Below are 20,405 nucleotides of genomic sequence, written 5' to 3' on the forward strand. Positions count from 1 at the left end.
TTAAAAACAAATCATAATGAAACTCAGAAATATTATATTAATGACCGCATCTGTCGCAATGACTGCCTGTTCCAAACAGGCAGTTCCCACTGCCATTCCTGAAGACGCAAGAATAGAACAACAAGTGGAAGAGCTTCTATCAAAGATGGACCTCGATGCCAAGATTGGGCAGATGACCGAGCTTGCCATTGATGTATTAGGAGAGACGATAAATGGTGAATTCCAATTGGACGAGGCAAAACTCCACAAAGCGATTGCTGAATACAAGGTAGGTTCGTTTCTCAATGCTCCCGGCCCGGTAGCACAAAGCCCTGAAAAGTGGAACGAGATTATCGGTCGAATACAAGAACTGTCGATGAAGGAGATTGGCATTCCATGTATCTACGGTCTGGATCAGAATCATGGTACTACCTATACATTGGGCGGCACGCTCTTTCCTCAAAATATCAATATGGGTGCTGCCTTCAATCCGGATTTGACCTACGAAGCGGCACGTGTAACGGCTTATGAAACAAGGGCTGGCAATTGTCCCTGGACATACTCTCCCACCGTCGATATGGCACGTGATCCCCGTTGGCCACGTGTATGGGAAAATTATGGAGAAGACTGTTTAGTCAATGCCATTATGGGCAGCACTGCTGTCCGAGGCTTCCAAGGAGATGATCCAAACCATATTCCCGCCGACCGAATCGCCACCTCCGTGAAACATTACATGGGATACTGCATGCCACGCACCGGCAAAGACCGTACACCGGCTTATATATCGGTTTCCGAACTGCGTGAGAAACACTTTGCACCGTTCAAGGCTTGTGTGGAAGCAGGTGCACTGACTATAATGGTCAACAGTGGTTCCATCAACGGAAAGCCTGTGCACGCCGACCGCGAACTCCTTACACAATGGCTGAAAGAAGACTTGGGATGGGACGGAATGTTAATCACCGACTGGGCGGACATCAACAATCTTTATACCCGCGAACATGTGGCGGCAAACAAGAAAGAAGCCATCGAAATGGCAATCAATGCAGGTATAGACATGGCTATGGAACCGTATGATCTCAATTATTGTACACTGCTAAAAGAGTTAGTGCAAGAGAAAAGAATACCCATGAGCCGTATTGACGATGCCGTCCGCCGGGTGCTTAGACTTAAATTCCGTCTGGGGCTGTTCGCTCATCCGAACACTTTATTGAAAGATTATCCTCTCTTCGGCAGCAAGGAGCATGCACTTATCGCACTTCATGCAGCCGAAGAATCGGAAGTATTGCTAAAAAATAAAGATCATATTCTTCCGCTTCCTCAAGGGAAAAAGCTACTGGTAACCGGTCCGAACGCTAACTCTATGCGCTGCTTGAACGGTGGCTGGAGCTATTCGTGGCAAGGACATCTGACCGACAGATTTGCTGACAAATATAACACCATTTACGAAGCAATCTGCAACAAATTCGGAGCCGGTAATGTCCGTCTGGAACAAGGCGTAACCTACAAACCCGAAGGTGCTTACATGGAAGAAAATGAACCGGAAATTGAGAAAGCTGTGGCCGCTGCCCGCAACGTGGATATTATTATCGCCTGCATCGGTGAAAATTCGTATTGCGAAACACCCGGCAATCTTTCCGAACTTGCCATCTCTGCCAACCAAAGCAAACTGGTAAAGGCACTTGCCGCTACGGGAAAACCGATCATCCTGATACTCAATGAGGGTCGTCCCCGCATTATCAACGAGTTGGAACCATTGGCTGATGCTGTTATTGACATTCTGTTACCCGGAAACTATGGTGGTGACGCATTAGCGAACATTCTGGCAGGAGACGTGAACCCCAGTGCCAAGATGCCTTACACATATCCTCGACACGAAGCAGCACTGACTACCTACGATTATCGGGTGAGTGAAGAGATGGACAAAATGGAAGGAGCTTACGACTACAATGCGGTAGTCTCCGTTCAATGGCCTTTCGGATACGGATTGAGCTACACCACTTTCGAATACAGCAACTTCCAAACGGACAAATCTTCGTTTACCGCAGGAGATGATTTGCACTTTTCCATAGACGTAACCAATACCGGTAAATATGCCGGAAAAGAAGTTGTCATGCTATTCAGCAGTGATCTTGTGGCTTCACTTACTCCCGAAAACCGCCGGTTACGAGCCTTCAAAAAGGTGGAACTACAACCGGGCGAAACCCAAACTGTCACTCTATCCATCAAAGGCAGCGACTTGGCTTTTGTCAATTCCAACGGGCAATGGGTACTGGAACAAGGGGATTTCCGTATGCAATGCGGAAATCAAGTAGTGACTATTACTTACAAATAGGCATTTATAAGTAGATATTTATAGGTAAATATTTATAAGCAGGTGTTTATAAGTAAATGTACATTGTTAATGTATACACTCCCGACAATAACTCCATGAGACACTGCGTTATTTCGGTGGTGAACTCAAATTATCATCTATCCGGTTGAACAGCCTCAAACGGCTGTTCAACCAAATTTAAACAACCGCTCCTCTTGATCCAAACGAGCGTATGTCTACAATAAAAAGACAATCGTTTGAGTCCAAAGGGGCGGTTGTTTTTATCTGAAGGAAAAAGGTATTATTACAAAGGATATTCCTCAAAAGCATACAAAATGGTAGATAAATAACGTTCGCCTGTATCAGGTAATAATGCAACAATCATTTTCCCGGCATTTTCCGGTCGCTTCGCCAGTTCCGTAGCAGCATATACGGCTGCTCCTGAAGATATGCCTACCAACAAACCTTCCTGTTTGGCCAATTCACGACTCGTACGAATGGCATCGTCATTCTGCACCTGAATAATCTCATCTACGACAGAAGCCTTGTACGTTTTAGGAACAAATCCTGCACCGATTCCCTGAATCTTATGCGGCCCTGGTTTTCCTCCCGAGAGTACCGGAGAATCAGAGGGTTCTACTGCCACGATCTTTATACTCGGATCACGCATCTTCAACGCTTCACCTACACCGCTAACTGTCCCGCCAGTACCTACTCCCGCCACAAAGATATCAACTTTCCCCTCGGTATCTCTCCATATTTCCAGACCGGTAGTCCGTAAATGCATGGCGGGGTTAGCAGGATTCTCGAATTGTTGCAAGATGACAGCTCCCGGAGTGACCGCTTTCAGTTCTTCAGCTTTGGCAATGGCCCCTTTCATGCCATCGGCACCGGGAGTCAATACTAATTCCGCCCCTAAAGCTTTCAGAAGATTACGCCGTTCGATGCTCATGGTATCGGGCATCGTCAGAATCAGTTTATAGCCTTTAGCTGCCGAAACAAAAGCCAATCCCACACCGGTATTCCCGCTGGTCGGCTCAATGATAGTTGCTCCGGGATGCAAAATTCCTTTCGTTTCTGCATCCTCAATCATAGCCAATGCTATGCGGTCCTTCACGCTTCCTGCCGGATTGAAAGATTCAATCTTTACAATCAGACGAGCTTTCAGGTCGTTACTTGTATTATAGTTACTAAGTTCCAATAACGGAGTGTTACCTACCAAATCCGTCAATTTCCTTGCTATCTTTTCCATATATATCTGTTTTAAATTTCTCTTGTTTCAATATATGACAAAGATAGTGCGGATTCTGTTCAGGGAAAATACCACAGATGTGGTAATTTCATACCATATCTGTCTGACTTCCTGCCAGATATTATATTAAGAAATCAGCTCTCACAGGGCTGAATGTATCAATTAATACACCTGCTTCCAGGCAAACACATCCATGAGACTGGTCAGGTTCCACATAATAACCATCACCTGTAGAAAGAATTTCTTTCCGATCTCCAATGGTCAATTCAAACTTACCGCTTGCAACATAAGTAGCTTGGCTATGATAATGTTGATGCATAGAACCGACGGCGCCTTTCTCAAATTCCACTTTCACCATCATCAGTTGCCCGTCATACCCCATTATCTGGCGGCGGATTCCCGGAGCCGGTTTCTCCCAATCCAATTCTTTTTCAAACAGAAAAGCATCACTGCGTGTTTTCATCTTCCAATCTATTCTTATTTATAACTATATTATTTGAATCTCTTCACATAATCTGCAATCAGATAACATGCCGGGCCGAGCACCTGACCATGATCGAATCCTTGCATTTCATACAAAGTCACCTTCTTGTTACCTATACTTTTCAAGACAGCTTCCAACAACGCATTTTCTTCATACCTTGCCGCCATTTCCAGATGCTTGTCCCCCGTAATCAGCACAAGAGGAGCCGTTTCCTTACGAGCCTTATTTACCGGAGCATACTCGTCAACCACCGGAATGCCGTCAGGCAAACCGCGTTCCTTACGAATAGTGAAATGTGTCACCGTCTGACCACTCACCGGAAGATAAGCAGCTACACTATCGGCATCTGCTCCGTATGCTGCCATGTATTTCTTATCCATTGCCAGAATCAACGAAAGATAACCTCCCGCAGAATGACCGGAAACAAAAATATGATCCCTACGACCACCATACTTTTCAATATTCTTGAAAACCCATGCCACAGCTTCAGCCGCATCTTCGATGTAAGCCGGATTCTTTGCTTTCGGACTCAAACGGTAATTCACCGCCACTACTGCAAACCCTTGTTCTCTCAGTTCTTTGGGGACAAATTTATTTCCACCTTCCATACCACCACCGTGAAACCAGACGATAGTTGAGAAATCCTTCTTGTTTTCAGGATAATAAATATCCAGTTTACAACGTTCCAGACGATAGGTGTCCGTTTCGGAACCGGAGATATAAGATATATCTTTGTCGGTACGATAAACATTTTGTGCTTGAGCAATGCAAGTACAAAGCAAAAAGAGAAGAAGGCAAATCTTTTTCATGACTTTATTTATTTTCAATGGTTCAATATTATATTAACTATCAGCCTAAACAGTTCGTTCTTTTCTTCAGACGGGAACAAAGATAAGACCTTATTCCAAAAACATAAGCAAAAAAGACTAAGAAAAGAAAGTTGTATTACCTGAAGCACTAACTATTGATTAAAAAGGAAAGTTCTTCCAACTTGAACAAACGCTATTCAGAGCCTGTTTAAATTCTCTTCAGTCATAATTTTATAGCTGATATTTCAACTTACCCCGGCTCTTCTTGTCGCGTCCGTCTGTAGTTGGCGGAAGGGGTATTAACAGTTGCGCTCTTGGCTATTAATAGAAAACTTCCCGCCCATTAAGTATAAAGTTCCTTCGGACAGGAAGGAAACTTTCTTTTCATTCGACAGGGAAAACGCACGATTTAAAAGGCTTTAATAAAGGTATCTATCAAATTAGTTAAGTACTCATCACTCCATCCTGCCTTCTTCCTTTTCCTATTGACCGAAGTCTTCTTGTCTTCATCCTGATAATTCTTCAAAATGGTCAATGCCATTTTCGTTAAAGTGGAAAAGTTTTGTGCCGAATTCATCATTTTTCTTCCATCATCTTCATTAAATGTAACATCCAATTGCCAATGCAATCCATTTTCTACCGCCCAATGCTTTCTCTTATATTTAAGAATAAGCTCTGGATTGTTCACTAATGAAGAGATGAAACAATGTTTCTCATTTTGTATTTCTCCTGTGGCTATATTTATTTTCTCGGTCTTTATCATTCCATAAGTCCTAAGATTCTTCCAATCGCGATAACAGAACCCTAATCTACTGGGCTCAGAGCAGGATATGCAGGTCCTTGTCACCATAAATCCATGACCTTCTGTGGTTTCTTCAGCTCTTTTGATAAAATCATTTTTTCTTCCGGAAATTAGCAAGTACTCCGCATCGTTTTCGATATTTTCCCTTAGTTTTAAATGGTTGTCTTTCACCTCTAAAAGATAATCGGCTTGTTTCTCTACTATTTTTTCTACAATTTTCTTTTGGGTACCAAGTGCATCGATGGTAACTACATCTCCTTGTCGTATATCAATGTCGTCCAGTAATTTGGGTATTGCTACTATTTCATTCTCTTTTATTGAGACCCGTTCCTGCCCTAATGACAGACTCATATCAGAAAGAAAGGCACTGACAACATGAAGTTTGGCTACTGATGCCTGCTCCTTTGTTATTTTACCCGCTGACTCTTGTACCAGTTTATCAGCATTGATGGCACCACGGATCGTTTTTCCGTCAATAGCTATATGTCTATTCGTATAAAGATCATTTCCCTCATTAATTTGAACTTTCGACCAGTCACAATCTTCTATGGATGGTGAATCCCCCCTCATATTACGGGCCCATTCTCTGTAACAACTCTCTAATTTTTCCGTTTTTATGATACAAAAAAATCGGCGTAATGTATCATGTGACGGGGTAGTTTCTAAGTCCGGTATGAATCTTCTAAGAAAATCTTTCTTATAACGGGCGAAGTCTGCTATATCATTCCAACTCTGACAATCACAAAAAATACCTGATAAAGTGACAAGCATTATCAATTTGCCCGAATAAGTGACTTTATTCTTTTCACGTGGGTCGATTGTATCAATAGCTTCAGACATACTGGCCATATGACGCGCCAATTCGTCATTTATTAAAAAATCTTTTGCAATCTTATCCATTACTATTTATTATTTAGGCGTGAAGATAATGAAATACTAGAAGGTATACAATATAAATAATCAATATATCAATTGAAGAACCACGAAGATAAAAAAAAGGATGAAACCAATAGGTAACATGACAATGGGAAGTTGTGACATGTCTATAGGAGGAAAAGAAAGTAGGAAGACTTTATTTATTAGATATAAAAGAGTTTTGCCATCAAATAAGTTTTGAGAAGAAAAGATAAATGCTGGTTATTAGATAATTAACGATCGTGCGTTTTCCCTGTTTCATTCGATGCAAACTATAAACGCAAGCTTTGATTATATAATTGCAAGCTTCGTTTTTATAATCAAAGCCTTTGTTTTTATAAACGAAGCTTGCGTTTATAGATTACGGTTAACGAAAAATAAGTTTACATGCTGATAATAAGAAGTTTACAATTAATGAAAGAGAACTTTTCTATTAATGAATGAAAAGTGGGTTATTAAGAGCCTGCTCCGAGTTTTGCCCGACACAGTTTTGAGAGTTGCTCTCGAGTATATTTTCTGTTGTTGTGAGGAGCATGACGGAGACTATGTGACGAATAAAAACTGGTCGGTAAAGCCTATCTAACATAATCTCAGGAAAATCTAAACAGGCTCTCAATCTGCCACTTCAAAATGAAAAATCACTTATTGATATTGTTTATATAATTGCATTTCATCCATACTACATTATAAGCACCCACCGTCTTTAGCCGAACATTCAGCACCGAACGCCCTTCCATCAATAAGCGTCTTTTAAATAATTATACACTTGATAATATATACTTTCAATGTTCTATTTTTAATATTATACAAGGAAATGGCCAATTAGAAAATAACGAACCGGAAAATAAACTGCATAAATAAATGCATGAGCATACAAAAAGATGCCTAATATTGCATAAAAGCAAACAGGATATGCATCTTTCTCTATTCAGAAACCGCTCATTACTTTAAAACCAACGAAGTGTTCCTCGGTGTGCATCGACTTGTTCCTCACCGGGGAAGCTATCGCTCCCCAGTGAAGGAGATAAAAATGGACTATTAAGAAACATTTTTTTCTCTAGTTTACCATAATATATCGGAAAGGAAAAAACAATAAAATGATTAGTTATTCGGGCATCTGTTCTCCAAATAACAAAAATAATCAAAAATCTATCACACTTCGAATAGAATATTTTCAAAACAGCAGAAAGGGAGAATCACGTAATCACAAATGCAGGACATTTTCCTGCTTTTCTTTACCAAACTGCAATTCACGTCCTTCTTCCAATGATTAAATATTCCTTTTTTAAGAATCATCGTTTTTTAAGAAGGTTATTGATTCCTTCAGAAGGCTCTTTCGACTTTTATCCTTCAATAGCTCTTTTGTCTTATCCGCCAAAAACAGGGGGATATTAATCAAATTACCATCTTGTTTCAAATTCAGCATTGAATAGCGAATCAGGTAAGCGGGTTGGAAAAGCTTCTCATAATGAATCACACTTTTGATATCAGAAATGTGATAACTTACACATTTCTGATATGAGTTTCGTGCGAATCTACACATTATCCATATAAAACGAAAGAAAAACTCTGAATATTAGCTTGCCAACAGCTCCCTGTTTATTTAAAAGTAATCATCAACTGTTCATCAACACCTTTATCAGGTATTCTCACACTACAGATACCTGCCTCCTTATCCCAACTCCACGCTACAGTTTCAGTGTCATTCTCCAGATTTTCTTCCAAACGTTCCGGTTTAGTTTTCTTTATCTTCTTTCCTTTGACAGTTACCTCTTTCGGAGCTTTCGCAGAATAAATACGGAACAACAGATTTCTCGGACCGGGAACGGTGTAGCCTTTTCCTTCACGGGCAAAGACGGTCAGTTCATATCCATTTGCCAGAGTGCTGCAAATAATCGGTGTTTTGACAAATTCATGACGCTGGTACCCTAAGTTTTCTCCTTCATCTTCGTAAAGGGTAAAGGCAGCCTGTGCACCTTCTTGTGCGGGGAAGATTTCAAAAGTAAGTGGATATACCGGTTTCTCATGGATGTAGTTCATCACCGGCATCGTAGGGATGATGGAACCTTGCTTCACAAACATGGGAACAGAGGACAAGGGAGCGTCAACGGTAGTCCATTGCTCTCCGGTGTAGACCGTCTGCTTGTTGTTGTAGTCTATCCATGTACCTTCAGGAAGATACACGTTCTTTGTGCGGGCACCTTTCTTCACCACGGGAGCCACCAACAATTCACGACCGAACAGGAATTGGGCATCCGTGGAGAAAGTTTCCATATCCATTGGATATTCCAGAAACAGAGGTCGCATGATAGGCAATCCTGTATCATACGCTTCGCGGGCGTAAGTGTAGATATACGGTAACAAACGATATTTCAGTTCGATAGCCGCTTTCGCGTTCTTTTCCGCTTCCGGTCCGAAAAGCCACGGTTCCACCGGGTTATCTCCCTCATGGTGGATACGACTCAAAGGATTGAATGCACCGAATTGAATCCAACGGGTATAGAGTTCCGCCATAGCCGGATAATCCTCAATGTCTCCACAGTAACCGGTGATATCACAGGAAGAAAACGGGATTAATCCCAACCCTGCGGAAAGCATTACAGGAATCTGATTGGCCAACTGTCCCCACCCTTGCAGTACATCGTCTCCGTTTCCGCTGTCACCCGTCCAGCCGAACGTATAACGTTGCAATCCGGCATAAGCAGCACGGGTCATTTGGAAAACACGACGGTCCGGATTCCTCTTTTCAAATTGCTCCTTCACCACTTTGTCCCAAGTCAGTCCGTAGACATTATGGATTTCATCATGCATACCGAGATGGTGCTTCATCACCAGGCGTTCCGTCTGCTCTTCATTGCTCCATGCAGGTTCGCCCATGTCGGTCCAGAAGCCGGAGATACCATCGTCAATCGGTTTCTGCTGATAAGTTCCCCACCAGTCGGCTACGGCAGGCAAGGTAAAATCCACCACTCCGCAGTTTCCACCCCACGGCCAGGGCATATCGTAGCTTTTACCGTTCGTATGGTCCTTTACAAAATAGCCCAGGCGGTCTGCTTCTTCCCATTGTTTTTTGTTGGCTTGTGCAATTACCGGATCTTGAGATACGACTACCTTAAAACCCATCTCTTTCAAATCCGAAAGCATCTTTTTGGGGTTTTCATAGTTTCCTTTGCGCCATTCGAAATCCTGCAAATATTCTGTCCAGCCGATATCCTGATAGATAATATCACAAGGGATTCCCCGTTTCCGGTAGCCTTCGGCTATCTCACGACTTAGCTTTTCACTTGTCAACAGACCGCGGCATTGAGCAAAACCCAACGCCCATTTCGGCGGCATGATAGGTTTTCCGGTCAGTCCGACGTATTGACTGATGATTTCTTTATAGTCTTTACCGAAGATAAAGTAATATACCATTTCCCCGTTCGGCGCTTCAAAGCTGTAATAATCACGGCTTTCCGTTCCGAATTTAAATTCCGTCTTATAGGTGTTATCAAGGAAAATACCATATCGGTAATTGCTCATAAAGAAAGGAATACTCTTGTAAAGAGGATCTTCTACCACGCTATAACAAGGTTTGTCGCTATTCCACATCTTATAAGACTCGCCACGACGATCCATCTTTCCCGCTTTCTCACCAAGTCCGAAGAAGTGCTCGTCACGACGAAGCACTTTATATTCCACCTTCTTCGTCCCTTCACTGACATGGCCTTTATCGGCATAATCACTAAACAAGAGTTTCTGATATTTATCGAATATCTGAAGACTCATCGGAGATTTATTCACCCGGATACGCAACTTCGGAGTAAATATCTCGTAACAGGCCGCCTGTTCATCCACATGAATAGTTCCTACCTCTTCCAGTTCTTCATTAATCACTGCAAACGAAGCATTTCTTCGTTGCAACTGCCCGTCGGGTGAGAACCAGATTTTCACGACGGAAGAGCTGCAAAGTTGCAATTGCAAGGCGGCACTGTCCGCCAGGTGAAAAGTCACCTGACGTCCCTGCTGTGTAAAAGAAGTGCATGTACGTGTCTCATTTTCCGCCCAAACCCATGTTGGAAATACCAGACACAACACCCATACCCATAATTTATATCTAATCATCATACCTATCATTTTAGTTATTCTGTAGCAGCCGCTTTATTCAGCCACAATCATCGTCCAATATTTCAGGGAAGGCAATGTGAATGAGACAATCCCGTTCTCCTGTGTAAAGGGCAATTCCTGCAAAGCTCCTCCATGTGCATCCGGCGACGCTACCCACAGCTTATTCACCTTTGCCGACAGATTCATTTGCAAAGCTGCTTTTGTAATCAGAGCCGGTTCCGGCATCGTACCGTCCACATCTCTCCAGCTAAGACTGTTCGCTTGCGAGAAATTAAGAAGATGTATCACTTGCTTGCCACCTACCTGCTTGGCATAAGTAGTAACTGATCCCTGTTGAGGAGGCCAACTATTCAGTCTCATTTCGCCATTAGTACAATTCATGGAAACACTATTCTCCGTACCGCCGTCACGAAGCAGGTTTTGATAAGAAGTCAGGAAATCATAATAACGAACCATCGCTGTTTTCAGTTCTTCGCTCATTGTCAGGTTCTCATTCGGAAAGTACTCTTTGCACAACATGTGATCGCCTCCCAACTCCAGGTGCGAACCACCCAAAGCAAACATGACAGCATCTGTCAATAAGACACCCGGCGTATTAAATTCCCCCCGGTTATCCGCTTTATTATAATTCATATAAGCTGCAAAAACCGTATTCAACTGATAATTGCCATAGACTCCATTTTCATAAAGAATGGCTTTCAGATTGGTAAAATCAGCCTCATCCGCCCACACTTCATTATAGAAGAAATCAACTTTACCTGTCTCTCCTATCTGACGGGCACCGTAACGGCTGACCGCATTCATCACCAAACTCTTGTCCGGATGAGCCTGCTTCGTCGCTTCAATAAAAGAAGCATATCCCTCACGCAGATTGACCGGAATACCGTTGTAATTGTAAAGCGTGCCGCGTCGTCCCAACTGGTCTATCTGATAGCCGTCGAAGGCAAAGTTCGCATATACATCATCATTCCTCTCATTCAAATATTTCTGCCATTCCTTATTAGAAGGATCTACCAGATAGATATTACTTTTCCATCCGCCCGGCAGATCATGACTGTCTTTAGTAGTGTGAGAAGCATCCTTAAACAAATACCATTCCTCCTTCACCCCGTCCGTAGCAGCATCCTTCAACGCTCCGAAACAAAGATTGTAAAACATAGACTTCATACCGAAACGATGCTGCGCTTCAATGTAGTTTTTCACTGAACTTGTATAAACCTCCCGGTTAGCGATGTCCATATATACTTCGTCCAACTGTGTGCGTGTACCGCCCAACGGCCAGTGATGCTTATTATGCCAGTCCTGAAACTGTACCCAATTGATGTGATGACGATTCAGATACGCCATCTCTTCCTGTGTCTTTTCAGCCGTCTTCTCCCGACTGAAATCAGCGACAAAACCATAACGTGGAAAACGTGCCGGATCACTGGATACATCTACCGCAATCGTACCGACAATCACATCTGTACCATTCTCCTGACGGTACAGTTCCGCCATATATCCTTTGAAATCAGTAATAGGCGGTTGCCATGTCCAACTGTTACCATTTACCGACTCTTCTCCGACAACCTCCCCTAAAAGACGATAACGAACTTTAGTTCCGGCAGGCAACGCATCTTCTGCTGTAAATACCACTTTCTCCCCCGGTTTATAGAAAGCCTTATCCGTAGACAGGTCCACACTTAAATCCGATGTTACCGGAGTCACTTCGGTAACACTGCCCGAAGCTCCTCCATTCTCCTGATTCGACTCATGATCGTCACTGCAAGCCATACACAGGAAAGCAGCCACCAAATATATTATTTTCTTCATCTTGAATTCTTGTTTTATTGTTTCACAATCGAAATCGTCTCTTTCAACTGGTCAATCGTAATCCGATAAGAACCGGCTTCCTGAATATTCCACTTATTATCCAAACTACCCAAATCTGCATCCGGATACATACTGCTCAACTCCGCATCCGACTTAGCAACAAACAATGCCGTCTCTACTTCCCCCGTCGGAGCCTTGTTGCTCTTATCCGCCATAAACCAATCCCCGTTCCAGTCTGACTGCTTATCGCAGGAAATCTTCATCTCACCTGTTTTCAGCGTACCGCTCCAGGTAAAGATGTAAGGACTGTCGGCACTCTTCGTCATCGGAGTAGCATTGCCTAAATCCCATCCGTTCGGAGTTGCCTCACCCACCAGATACAGCCCTTCGTAAGGAGTGAACGGACGCATCAGCATCTTTTCTTTTCCTTTACCTGTGTAGAACCAGACTTTATAAGGCTTGCCACATTCAGCTTCCTTCATCTGCCATTTATTATCGGCACCTCCAAGCACTACGGATGTCGAAGTGTACGGAGCATTAGCCATGGTAGGATGGAAGAAAGCATCCGACTGACCGAAATCTGTCACAGAAGCGAATTTAAAATCTCCGTCCGCCTTCCAGGGAATCACAGCTCCATAATGGAACAGATTCATTTGAACAGCATCTTTAGATAGTGCTTCAAATCCCCAACCATTGTTACCCGTAAACGAACCGACAATGAAAAACTCTTCAAATCTCCAGCCGATATCTTCTGTTTCAGTAAGCGTCAACGTCAAGTCGAGCAGGTTTGCTGTTACGATATAAGTTGCTTCTTTACTGATTGTGAACTGTTCGTCCGGTTGGTCATCCGATGTACGGTAGGTCAGTTTGAATCCTTCTCCGGCTGTAGCATCGCGGTTGTACGACGGCAGGAATTCTCCTAAGGTCGTTATAAACTTAAACGATCCGGTATTCAGCTTTCCTGTCCATGTAAATTGTCCGTTATCCGTACGTTCCATTGCCGTTGCGTTATCGGCGCTCCATCCGTTCGGAGCAGCATCACCAATCAGGTAAAGCGTGGTAGTAACCGGCTGGTAGGTAGTCACTGTAAAGGCAGTCGTCGCACTTTGTTTCTGATCTTCCATTCCGGCAACAACCGCTGTGATACGTGCTTCTAACTCCGCTTTCACGGCATAACCGATACCGAACTTCGTATTCAGGAATTGATTGAGTTCTTCCGCTTTCTTAGTCCATTGATACGTTCCCGTACCTAAATCCACCGAATAAGCATTTGCAAAGTCCGTTCCGGCTTTCGCCAGTTCCAGCGTATAAGAGATACGGTTACCGCTTCCATAATTCGTTCCGGTAGTCCATGAAAGCGCCAGCGCCTCCTGACTATGGTTCTTTTCGTTCAACACCAACTCCTGCTGATTCACCGAAAGGGTGAGGGTGTCATGTCCTTTATCTGTCTCCATATAATCCTCGGTACAGGCAACCATCGTTCCACCGATGAAAAGAGAGCATAACAATTGATATATATATTTCTTCATCATATTATTTGTCTAAATGAATGATTATAAAACGGATTAATAACCGGGATTTTGAGTCATCAGGTGATTGGAGTCCATCTCCGTCTGCGGAATAGGCAACAGGAGCCGTTCTTTGGTCACATTATTCTTACCGATAGATTTCAGGAATGTCAATGCATAATTTCCATTATCAACCCGGATCATATCGAACCAGCGGTGTCCCTCAAAAGCAAGTTCCATCCGGCGTTCGTGAATAATCTTTTCTCTCATTTCGGTCTGCGTCAGAGTAGTCGGCACATCTCCCAGTCCGGCACGCTTACGAACGATATTCAATGGTTCGGCAGCCTGATCCGGATGTCCCTGCTCATTCAATGCTTCCGCTTTCTTCAGTAAGACATCCGCATAACGGTATACTACAAAGTTGTTGGGGTTGGTATTATACTCCGGAGAAACGGTTTTCGACACAAGGAACTTACGGACGTTATAACCCGTATTCGACCAAGAACGTTTGTATTCCATACCATCAAAAGCAGGACAGCCCTGATACAACACAGTAATGTCTTTCCGCAAGTCACCGTCCTCGTATTGCTTGACAAACTCTTCCGTAGGCAAGTTCCATCCATAAGCACCGGCTACCATACCCGAATTACGTGGTCCCATGAAAGTAGACAACCAGGATGCTTGATTATCGCCGCCCCAAAAGTCATATTCCGTACTACCGGAGTATTGCACTTCGAAGAGAGATTCCGCACCATTATTGATCGTCGCATTAAAGTTATCGGCATAATTGCATTGAGTCAAATCATATCCCATTGCAGCAATGTTATTGCACAAGGTCACTACTTCATTATAATAGTCGCGATGATTAGGAGCCAGTGTCAGGTAAATATCCGCCAGCATCGCCATTGCAGCCTCTTTGCAGGCACGTCCCCTGTCAGCATCTCCATAACTGCTCTTCGGAGGAAGCATATTCACTGCATTTTTGCAGTCGGAAAGAATTTGAGCATATACCTCATCTACCGTATTACGGGCAATATCCGCAGATTCTCCCGGTTCAAACGGCTCCAAGCGCAAAGGCACCCCTCCGTACAAACGAACCAGAATATAATAATAATGTGCACGCAGGAAATAAGCCTCACCCATGCAACGGGTCTTTATCTCATTGGAGATAGATGCTGAAGGCAAATTGGAAAGCACGATGTTGCAACGTCCGATCCCAACCCACGGAGAACGCCATACATACAAGGCAAAGCCGTTGTCGCTCTGGGTTATGAAGTTGGAAGCTTGAACAGTCTCCAAACCGTCAGTACCTCCTCCGGCTCCTACTTCACTGTTGCCTGCGATGATATCGAGGCTCCAGATACGTTGGTTGTACATATTCGACGATTGCAAGGTCTTGTAGCAGGCAGTAGTCAGTGCCACAGCAATCTCATTCGTCACTTCCGACTCGGGATCGACGCCATATTTGGGATATTTATCCAAGAAATCGTTGCACGATGTCAATGCCAGCACGGCAGACATAAATACCAAAGTTATTATCTTTTTCATATTCTTTCTCCTGATTTAAAAGTTAAAGTTCAAGCCCATACTGAAGGTACGTGAAATCGGGTAACGGCTGCTGTCGATACCATTAATATCCACTTCCGGGTCGAAGCCGGAATATCCGGTGATAGTTGCCACATTCTCGCAAGAGAAAGAGATGCGGGCATTTTCCAGTTGAATCTTTTGCATCCACTTTTTGGGCAGTGTATACGAAAGCGTGATATTCTTCAGACGGAGATAGGAACCGTTTTCCACAAACCTGTCGGATACACGGCAGTTCTGGTTCGGGTCTCCCCAAATGGCGCGGGGCATAGAGTTGCTGGTTCCTTCACCCGTCCAGCGGTTCAATACGGCTGTGGTCTGGTTGTAAGCGGCTGCCATTCCTTCGTTGTCAACATTGTTGGCGTTATAAATCTTGTTTCCCGATACGCCTTGCAGGAAAACGGAGAGTTCCCATCCCTTATAAGAGAAATTATTGCTTAAAGAGAAGAACCAGTTCGGATTCGGGTTACCGATAACGGTACGGTCTTCATCGTTGATGACTCCATCGTTATTCAAATCCCGGAAACGGATATCCCCCGGAGCTGCTCCCGGTTGGGTGGCATGGCGTTTTACTTCCTCCCAGTTTTGGAAAAGTCCGTCGGTCACGTATCCGTAGAATACATTGATCGGATAACCGGCTCTAAGCATAGTCACGTATGAGTTACCCAGCTGATTGATAAACATCGGGGTTTCGCTGTTCAGGTCCAGAATTTCATTCTTGTTATAGGTAGCCGTTAAAGCAGATTCCCAAGAGAAAAGACCTTTCAGATTGATGGTGCGCAGGGTCATTTCCACCCCTTTGTTGCGCATCTTGCCGGCATTGGTAAAGGTTTCAGTAGTATCTTCAAAACCGGAGGTGATAGGGATGGAAGCTTTCACCAACATGTCTGCCGTCTTCTTGATGTAGGCATCCAGCGAAAGGTTGACACGTGAATTGAACAGGCTCATATCCACACCGAAGTTGGTTTGGCGTACCTCTTCCCAATGAATACTCGGATTGGAAAGGGTGGTAGATACCAAAGCGGTGGAGTTGTTGTTGCCGAAAGGATAGACTCCTGTATTGTAGGAAGCCACAAAGCCGTAGTTACCGATTTCCTGATTACCGGTCACACCGTATCCGATACGCAGTTTGAGGTCATTCACCGGAGAGTTGTCTTTCGGGAACCATTCTTCCTGCGAAATACGCCATGCCAGAGAAACGGAAGGGAATGTTCCCCAACGGTTGTTCTTACCAAAGCGGGAAGAACCGTCACGGCGCACAGTGGCTGTAAGCAGGTATTTATCTTCGTAAGAATAGTTGAGACGTGCCATCAGAGAGAGCAGTGCCCAGTCGCTCTGGCTGCCACCGATGCTGTACATCTTCTCGCCGTTGTCCATTTCATGGATATTATCAAACATGAAGATATTCTTTTGAGCATTCAGGTAATCATAGTTGTTCCACTGGGCGGAAGAACCTGCCATCACCCCTACACGATGTTTTTGGGCGAAAGTATGGTCGAATACAAAATAATTATCCCACAGGTAAGTAAATGATTTGTTGTCACTCTTATAGCGGGAAGATTCTTCTACCGGATTCGGTTTCCAGTCGTAAGCCGGAGTAAAGTTGTCGACAAACCAGAATTTGGCGTCATAACCGAAGGTGCTTTTCAACTTCAACCATTTGGTAAAGGCAATCTCTCCGGTGATGTTTGCCAGAAAGTTATATCCTTTTGTCTCGTTCGTCATCATATACAACGTACCGATCGGATTGCGGACACTCCCATACCATTGCGCTTCCTGTCCGGGACCGCTCCAGCTACCGTCTTCATTCTTCACCGGCTGGGTGGGGAGTGCTTTCATCGCATCTCCGATGCTATAGCTTCCTCCTTCTTTCACATCCGTACTGAATGTCAGGTTAGTAGTGAACTTCAACCATTTATTGACCTGGGCATCACTATTTGCCTGAAAGTTGAAACGACGGTAATTAACGCTTTCCACGATACCGGACTGGTCAAGAAAACCGCCGGATACATAGTAATGTGCCTTTTCCGTACCACCGGAATAGCTAACCGAATAGCTTTGTTTCACTCCCGTACGTAGCATCTCATCCAGCCAGTTCGTTCCTGTTCCCAATAAAGAAGGGTCTGCCCAATAAGGGTTTGTATTATCATCATTATTAGACAGCATATCATTGCTCAAAGCGGCATATTGCGCAGCATTCAGCATATCGGGCACTTTAGTGGCATTCTGGATAGCCCAGTTTGCGTTTACCGTTACTTTTCCGGCACCTTCGGCACCACGTTTGCTGGTAATCATCACCACACCGTTGGCACCACGGGAACCATAGATAGCTGTTGCCGAAGCATCTTTCAATACGTCTACCCGCTCCACATCGGCCATATTCAAGGAAGACAATCCCAAGTCGGTAGGAATTCCGTCAATGACAATCAGCGGGTTACTGTTGTTGATCGTACCCAAACCGCGGATTTTAATGGTGACATTATCACCCGGCTTACCGGCATCGATAATCTGCACACCGGATACTTTTCCCTGCATTGCCTGACCGATATTAGCTACCGGAGAGTCTTTGATGTCCTTCACTCCGACAGAAGCTACGGCACCAGTCAGATCGCTCTTTTTCATCGTTCCGTAACCTACCACTACAACTTCGTCCAATACTTCCGTATCTTCCTGCAAGGTTACTTTCAACGAGTTTTTCCCGTTCACCGGAACAGTCTGCGTTTTATAGCCGACAAAAGAGATAGTCAGCGTGCTGTTAGCCGGAACGCTTAATGAGAAATTACCGTCTACATCGGTTATCGTACCATTCATTGTACGTCCTTCCACCACACTGGCACCGATCACCGGTTCACCCGTGGCATCTACTACATGTCCTTTTATTGAAATCTGTTGTGCGAATGCACTAAGAGATAGGAACAAGCCCCACATTATTAATAAGAGGCGGCGTTCAAAGCCTTTCGACTTCATACTCTGTTTCATGTACATTAAATTAAAGTTAATATTAGGGTTACTTTTGTTTTCGTTCTCTGTATCATTGCTGAAATGACCGTGAAACAAAAGTATCCACATTTCATACTGCTTCTTAAAGCAGATAGCAAAAATATAGTGACTTACACAGTATCTCACAGCATAAACCACTAAATATAAAAACTTTATAAAATAGAAGTCAGACTAAAAAAGTAGTGATTTTCTTATTCTTCCACCTTCCCTATTTGCATTACGTTAGTCTCAAATTCATCTCTTTCTCCCAAAGCTTTGTTACGGACACGGGTCCGGTAATTATAAATGGTAGTCACGGAATAACGGAGGAATTGCGCTATCTTGGTACTGTCCGTAATCCCCAGCCGGATAAGGGCAAAGATACGGAGTTCGGTGTTCAACAGTTCTCCCGGTTTGGGTTGCATGGGTTCTGTGAGCAGCGCATTAAATTCCTCCACAAAATTGGGGAAGAGTTGCAAGAAAGTCATGTCGAAGTTCGCATAAAACTCTTTCAGTTCTTCGTCAAGGAATTGAGAAGATTTAATGGCTTTATATAGTTCTTCCACTCTTCCGGCAGCGGCAATTTTATTCAGGGAACGACGGTATAAATCCATCTTGTCGAGATAAGTGGAGCATTGGTCCATATATCGGCCGATATATTCCTCCTTGATATAGTTGGCTTCCGAAAGCGTATGGTTCATCTCTTTCAGTTGCGAGTTGGAGTCGTGAAGTTCTTCGTTCAGTTCTTGCAACAACGTATTGGTATCGACCACTTCGCGACGTGCGGCAGCAACCTTTTTCATCTGCTTGTAAACGAAGAAAATGGCAACCAACAAAAATACGGAAAGCAAACTGATACAAATCAATGAGACTTTCATCTCCTGTTGCTGCCGTTTGGTTTTCAATTGGTAAGCCTGGTCAATGATAGGAAAGACCTGCGAGATTTCTAACGTACGAAGGCGGGCATTACAAAGAGTGGCATCCTCTAAGGAGCATTTCAGGTAATTGTAGGCACGGTCAATATCCCCTTCATCGTAGACAAGGGAAGCGAGTTTGCGCAAAGATACATATTCCTTTACTGCCGATTTCAGGTCGGCAATGGCCGAAAGGGCCAGGTAATGTTTTTGCCCCTGCTTGTCGCCTTTCAACCGGTAACCTTCGGAGAGAGTATAAGTAAGCATTGCTTTTGAATGGTCATCCAAAGAAGGTTTGTTGTAATATTCCATCAGCATACGGATGGCTTCATCGTATTGAGCATGTACGATACACTTATCCGCCATCACCAATACGTGCCCCAAAGAGTCGGAAGCGTTGACCTGCAGCAGAGAGTCACGATACAGATCCGTCATTCGATAATACTCTTTCTTGGCTTTCTCCGTAACGGCATAGTCTCCCATCAATCCGTAAATAGTGCGATACAAATGGTAATAGTAACCATAGAGATAATCGGGCAGCGTTTTCTTATCAATCTGCCCCAATAGTTCCAACGCTTCTTTATACATTCCGGTAGTTCCCATCACTTCCGCCATATTCATGGCAGCATCATCCAGATAATCCAGTTTATCCATGCGATGCGCCAGTTCCTCTTTCCGTTGGGCGTAGACAAAAGAAGAGTCCAGATTATAAGCCCGGTATTCATCGAAAAGACGTCCGCAAAAACCATATCGTTGTTCATCGGAAGTAGCCTCCGCCAGCAATTTCTTCAGGTCAGCGATACGCGCCTCCTTTTCCGCTCCATAGGTCTGATGGTTTTTAATGATACCATCAATCTCACGAAGTAACGCATCGGTACTCTTATTATCTTTTGCATAAAGCAGACCGGAAAGGACGATTGTCACAAAAATCAGAATCACTTTTTTCATA

General features: G+C 43.8%; 11 protein-coding genes. 1 reads left to right on the forward strand and 10 read right to left on the reverse strand.

Translation table 11 applies throughout. The annotated features are described in order from the left end of the window. The first annotated feature begins 16 nt into the window (after nt 1-16). A complete protein-coding gene (locus A4V03_RS18330) occupies nt 17-2,311 on the forward strand; it encodes a glycoside hydrolase family 3 N-terminal domain-containing protein (protein ID WP_065539855.1) in 2,295 nt (764 codons plus the stop codon). A gap of 283 nt (nt 2,312-2,594) precedes the next feature. On the opposite strand, the gene cysK is transcribed toward A4V03_RS18330, so the two are convergent. From cysK to A4V03_RS18390, 10 genes are all read right to left on the reverse strand, one after another. Beyond that, on the reverse strand, nt 2,595-3,542 hold the full coding sequence (cysK, locus tag A4V03_RS18335) for a cysteine synthase A (protein ID WP_065539856.1): 948 nt from the start codon (nt 3,540-3,542) through the stop codon (nt 2,595-2,597). Nucleotides 3,543-3,663: 121 nt separating this feature from the next. Beyond that, nucleotides 3,664-4,005: a cupin domain-containing protein gene (locus A4V03_RS18340; RefSeq protein WP_024986753.1), complete on the reverse strand. Its 342-nt coding sequence runs from the start codon at nt 4,003-4,005 to the stop codon at nt 3,664-3,666. 29 nt (nt 4,006-4,034) lie between these two features. Beyond that, nucleotides 4,035-4,835: an alpha/beta hydrolase gene (locus A4V03_RS18345; protein WP_065539857.1), complete on the reverse strand. Its 801-nt coding sequence runs from the start codon at nt 4,833-4,835 to the stop codon at nt 4,035-4,037. Between the two features lie 409 nt (nt 4,836-5,244). Beyond that, nucleotides 5,245-6,537, reverse strand: coding sequence for an ISAs1 family transposase (locus tag A4V03_RS18350; protein ID WP_065537499.1), 1,293 nt, complete (start codon nt 6,535-6,537; stop codon nt 5,245-5,247). Nucleotides 6,538-8,151: 1,614 nt separating this feature from the next. Beyond that, nucleotides 8,152-10,656, reverse strand: a complete 2,505-nt coding sequence (locus A4V03_RS18365) for a glycoside hydrolase family 31 protein (RefSeq protein WP_065540501.1) — start codon at nt 10,654-10,656, stop codon at nt 8,152-8,154. A 36-nt stretch (nt 10,657-10,692) separates the two neighbouring features. Continuing rightward, a complete protein-coding gene (locus A4V03_RS18370; protein ID WP_065539859.1) occupies nt 10,693-12,471 on the reverse strand; it encodes an endo-dextranase in 1,779 nt (592 codons plus the stop codon). A 14-nt stretch (nt 12,472-12,485) separates the two neighbouring features. Beyond that, nucleotides 12,486-14,000, reverse strand: a complete 1,515-nt coding sequence (locus A4V03_RS18375; protein ID WP_065540502.1) for a SusF/SusE family outer membrane protein — start codon at nt 13,998-14,000, stop codon at nt 12,486-12,488. Between the two features lie 36 nt (nt 14,001-14,036). Continuing rightward, nucleotides 14,037-15,500 (reverse strand): RagB/SusD family nutrient uptake outer membrane protein, encoded by a 1,464-nt coding sequence (locus A4V03_RS18380; RefSeq protein WP_369882224.1) that lies wholly within the window; start codon nt 15,498-15,500, stop codon nt 14,037-14,039. Nucleotides 15,501-15,542: 42 nt separating this feature from the next. After that, the gene (locus tag A4V03_RS18385) at nt 15,543-18,542 is read right to left on the reverse strand and encodes a SusC/RagA family TonB-linked outer membrane protein (RefSeq protein WP_065540503.1); all 3,000 of its coding nucleotides are present in this window, start codon (nt 18,540-18,542) and stop codon (nt 15,543-15,545) included. A 212-nt stretch (nt 18,543-18,754) separates the two neighbouring features. After that, entirely contained in the window at nt 18,755-20,404 is a 1,650-nt protein-coding gene (locus tag A4V03_RS18390; protein WP_065539861.1) for a DUF6377 domain-containing protein, read from the reverse strand. Between the last annotated feature and the right edge of the window lies 1 nt (nt 20,405).

Source organism: Bacteroides caecimuris, assembly GCF_001688725.2.
In the GTDB taxonomy this organism is placed as follows: domain Bacteria; phylum Bacteroidota; class Bacteroidia; order Bacteroidales; family Bacteroidaceae; genus Bacteroides; species Bacteroides caecimuris.

Coding starts and splice junctions, on each gene's coding strand:
- A4V03_RS18385 (WP_065540503.1), bottom strand. CDS start 18,542: ATGAAACAGAGTATGAAGTCGAAAGGCTTTGAACGCCGCCTCTTATTA.
- A4V03_RS18345 (WP_065539857.1), bottom strand. CDS start 4,835: ATGAAAAAGATTTGCCTTCTTCTCTTTTTGCTTTGTACTTGCATTGCT.
- A4V03_RS18350 (WP_065537499.1), bottom strand. CDS start 6,537: ATGGATAAGATTGCAAAAGATTTTTTAATAAATGACGAATTGGCGCGT.
- A4V03_RS18340 (WP_024986753.1), bottom strand. CDS start 4,005: ATGAAAACACGCAGTGATGCTTTTCTGTTTGAAAAAGAATTGGATTGG.
- A4V03_RS18390 (WP_065539861.1), bottom strand. CDS start 20,404: ATGAAAAAAGTGATTCTGATTTTTGTGACAATCGTCCTTTCCGGTCTG.
- cysK (WP_065539856.1), bottom strand. CDS start 3,542: ATGGAAAAGATAGCAAGGAAATTGACGGATTTGGTAGGTAACACTCCG.
- A4V03_RS18380 (WP_369882224.1), bottom strand. CDS start 15,500: ATGTCTGCCGTGCTGGCATTGACATCGTGCAACGATTTCTTGGATAAA.
- A4V03_RS18330 (WP_065539855.1), top strand. CDS start 17: ATGAAACTCAGAAATATTATATTAATGACCGCATCTGTCGCAATGACT.
- A4V03_RS18365 (WP_065540501.1), bottom strand. CDS start 10,656: ATGATTAGATATAAATTATGGGTATGGGTGTTGTGTCTGGTATTTCCA.
- A4V03_RS18375 (WP_065540502.1), bottom strand. CDS start 14,000: ATGAAGAAATATATATATCAATTGTTATGCTCTCTTTTCATCGGTGGA.
- A4V03_RS18370 (WP_065539859.1), bottom strand. CDS start 12,471: ATGAAGAAAATAATATATTTGGTGGCTGCTTTCCTGTGTATGGCTTGC.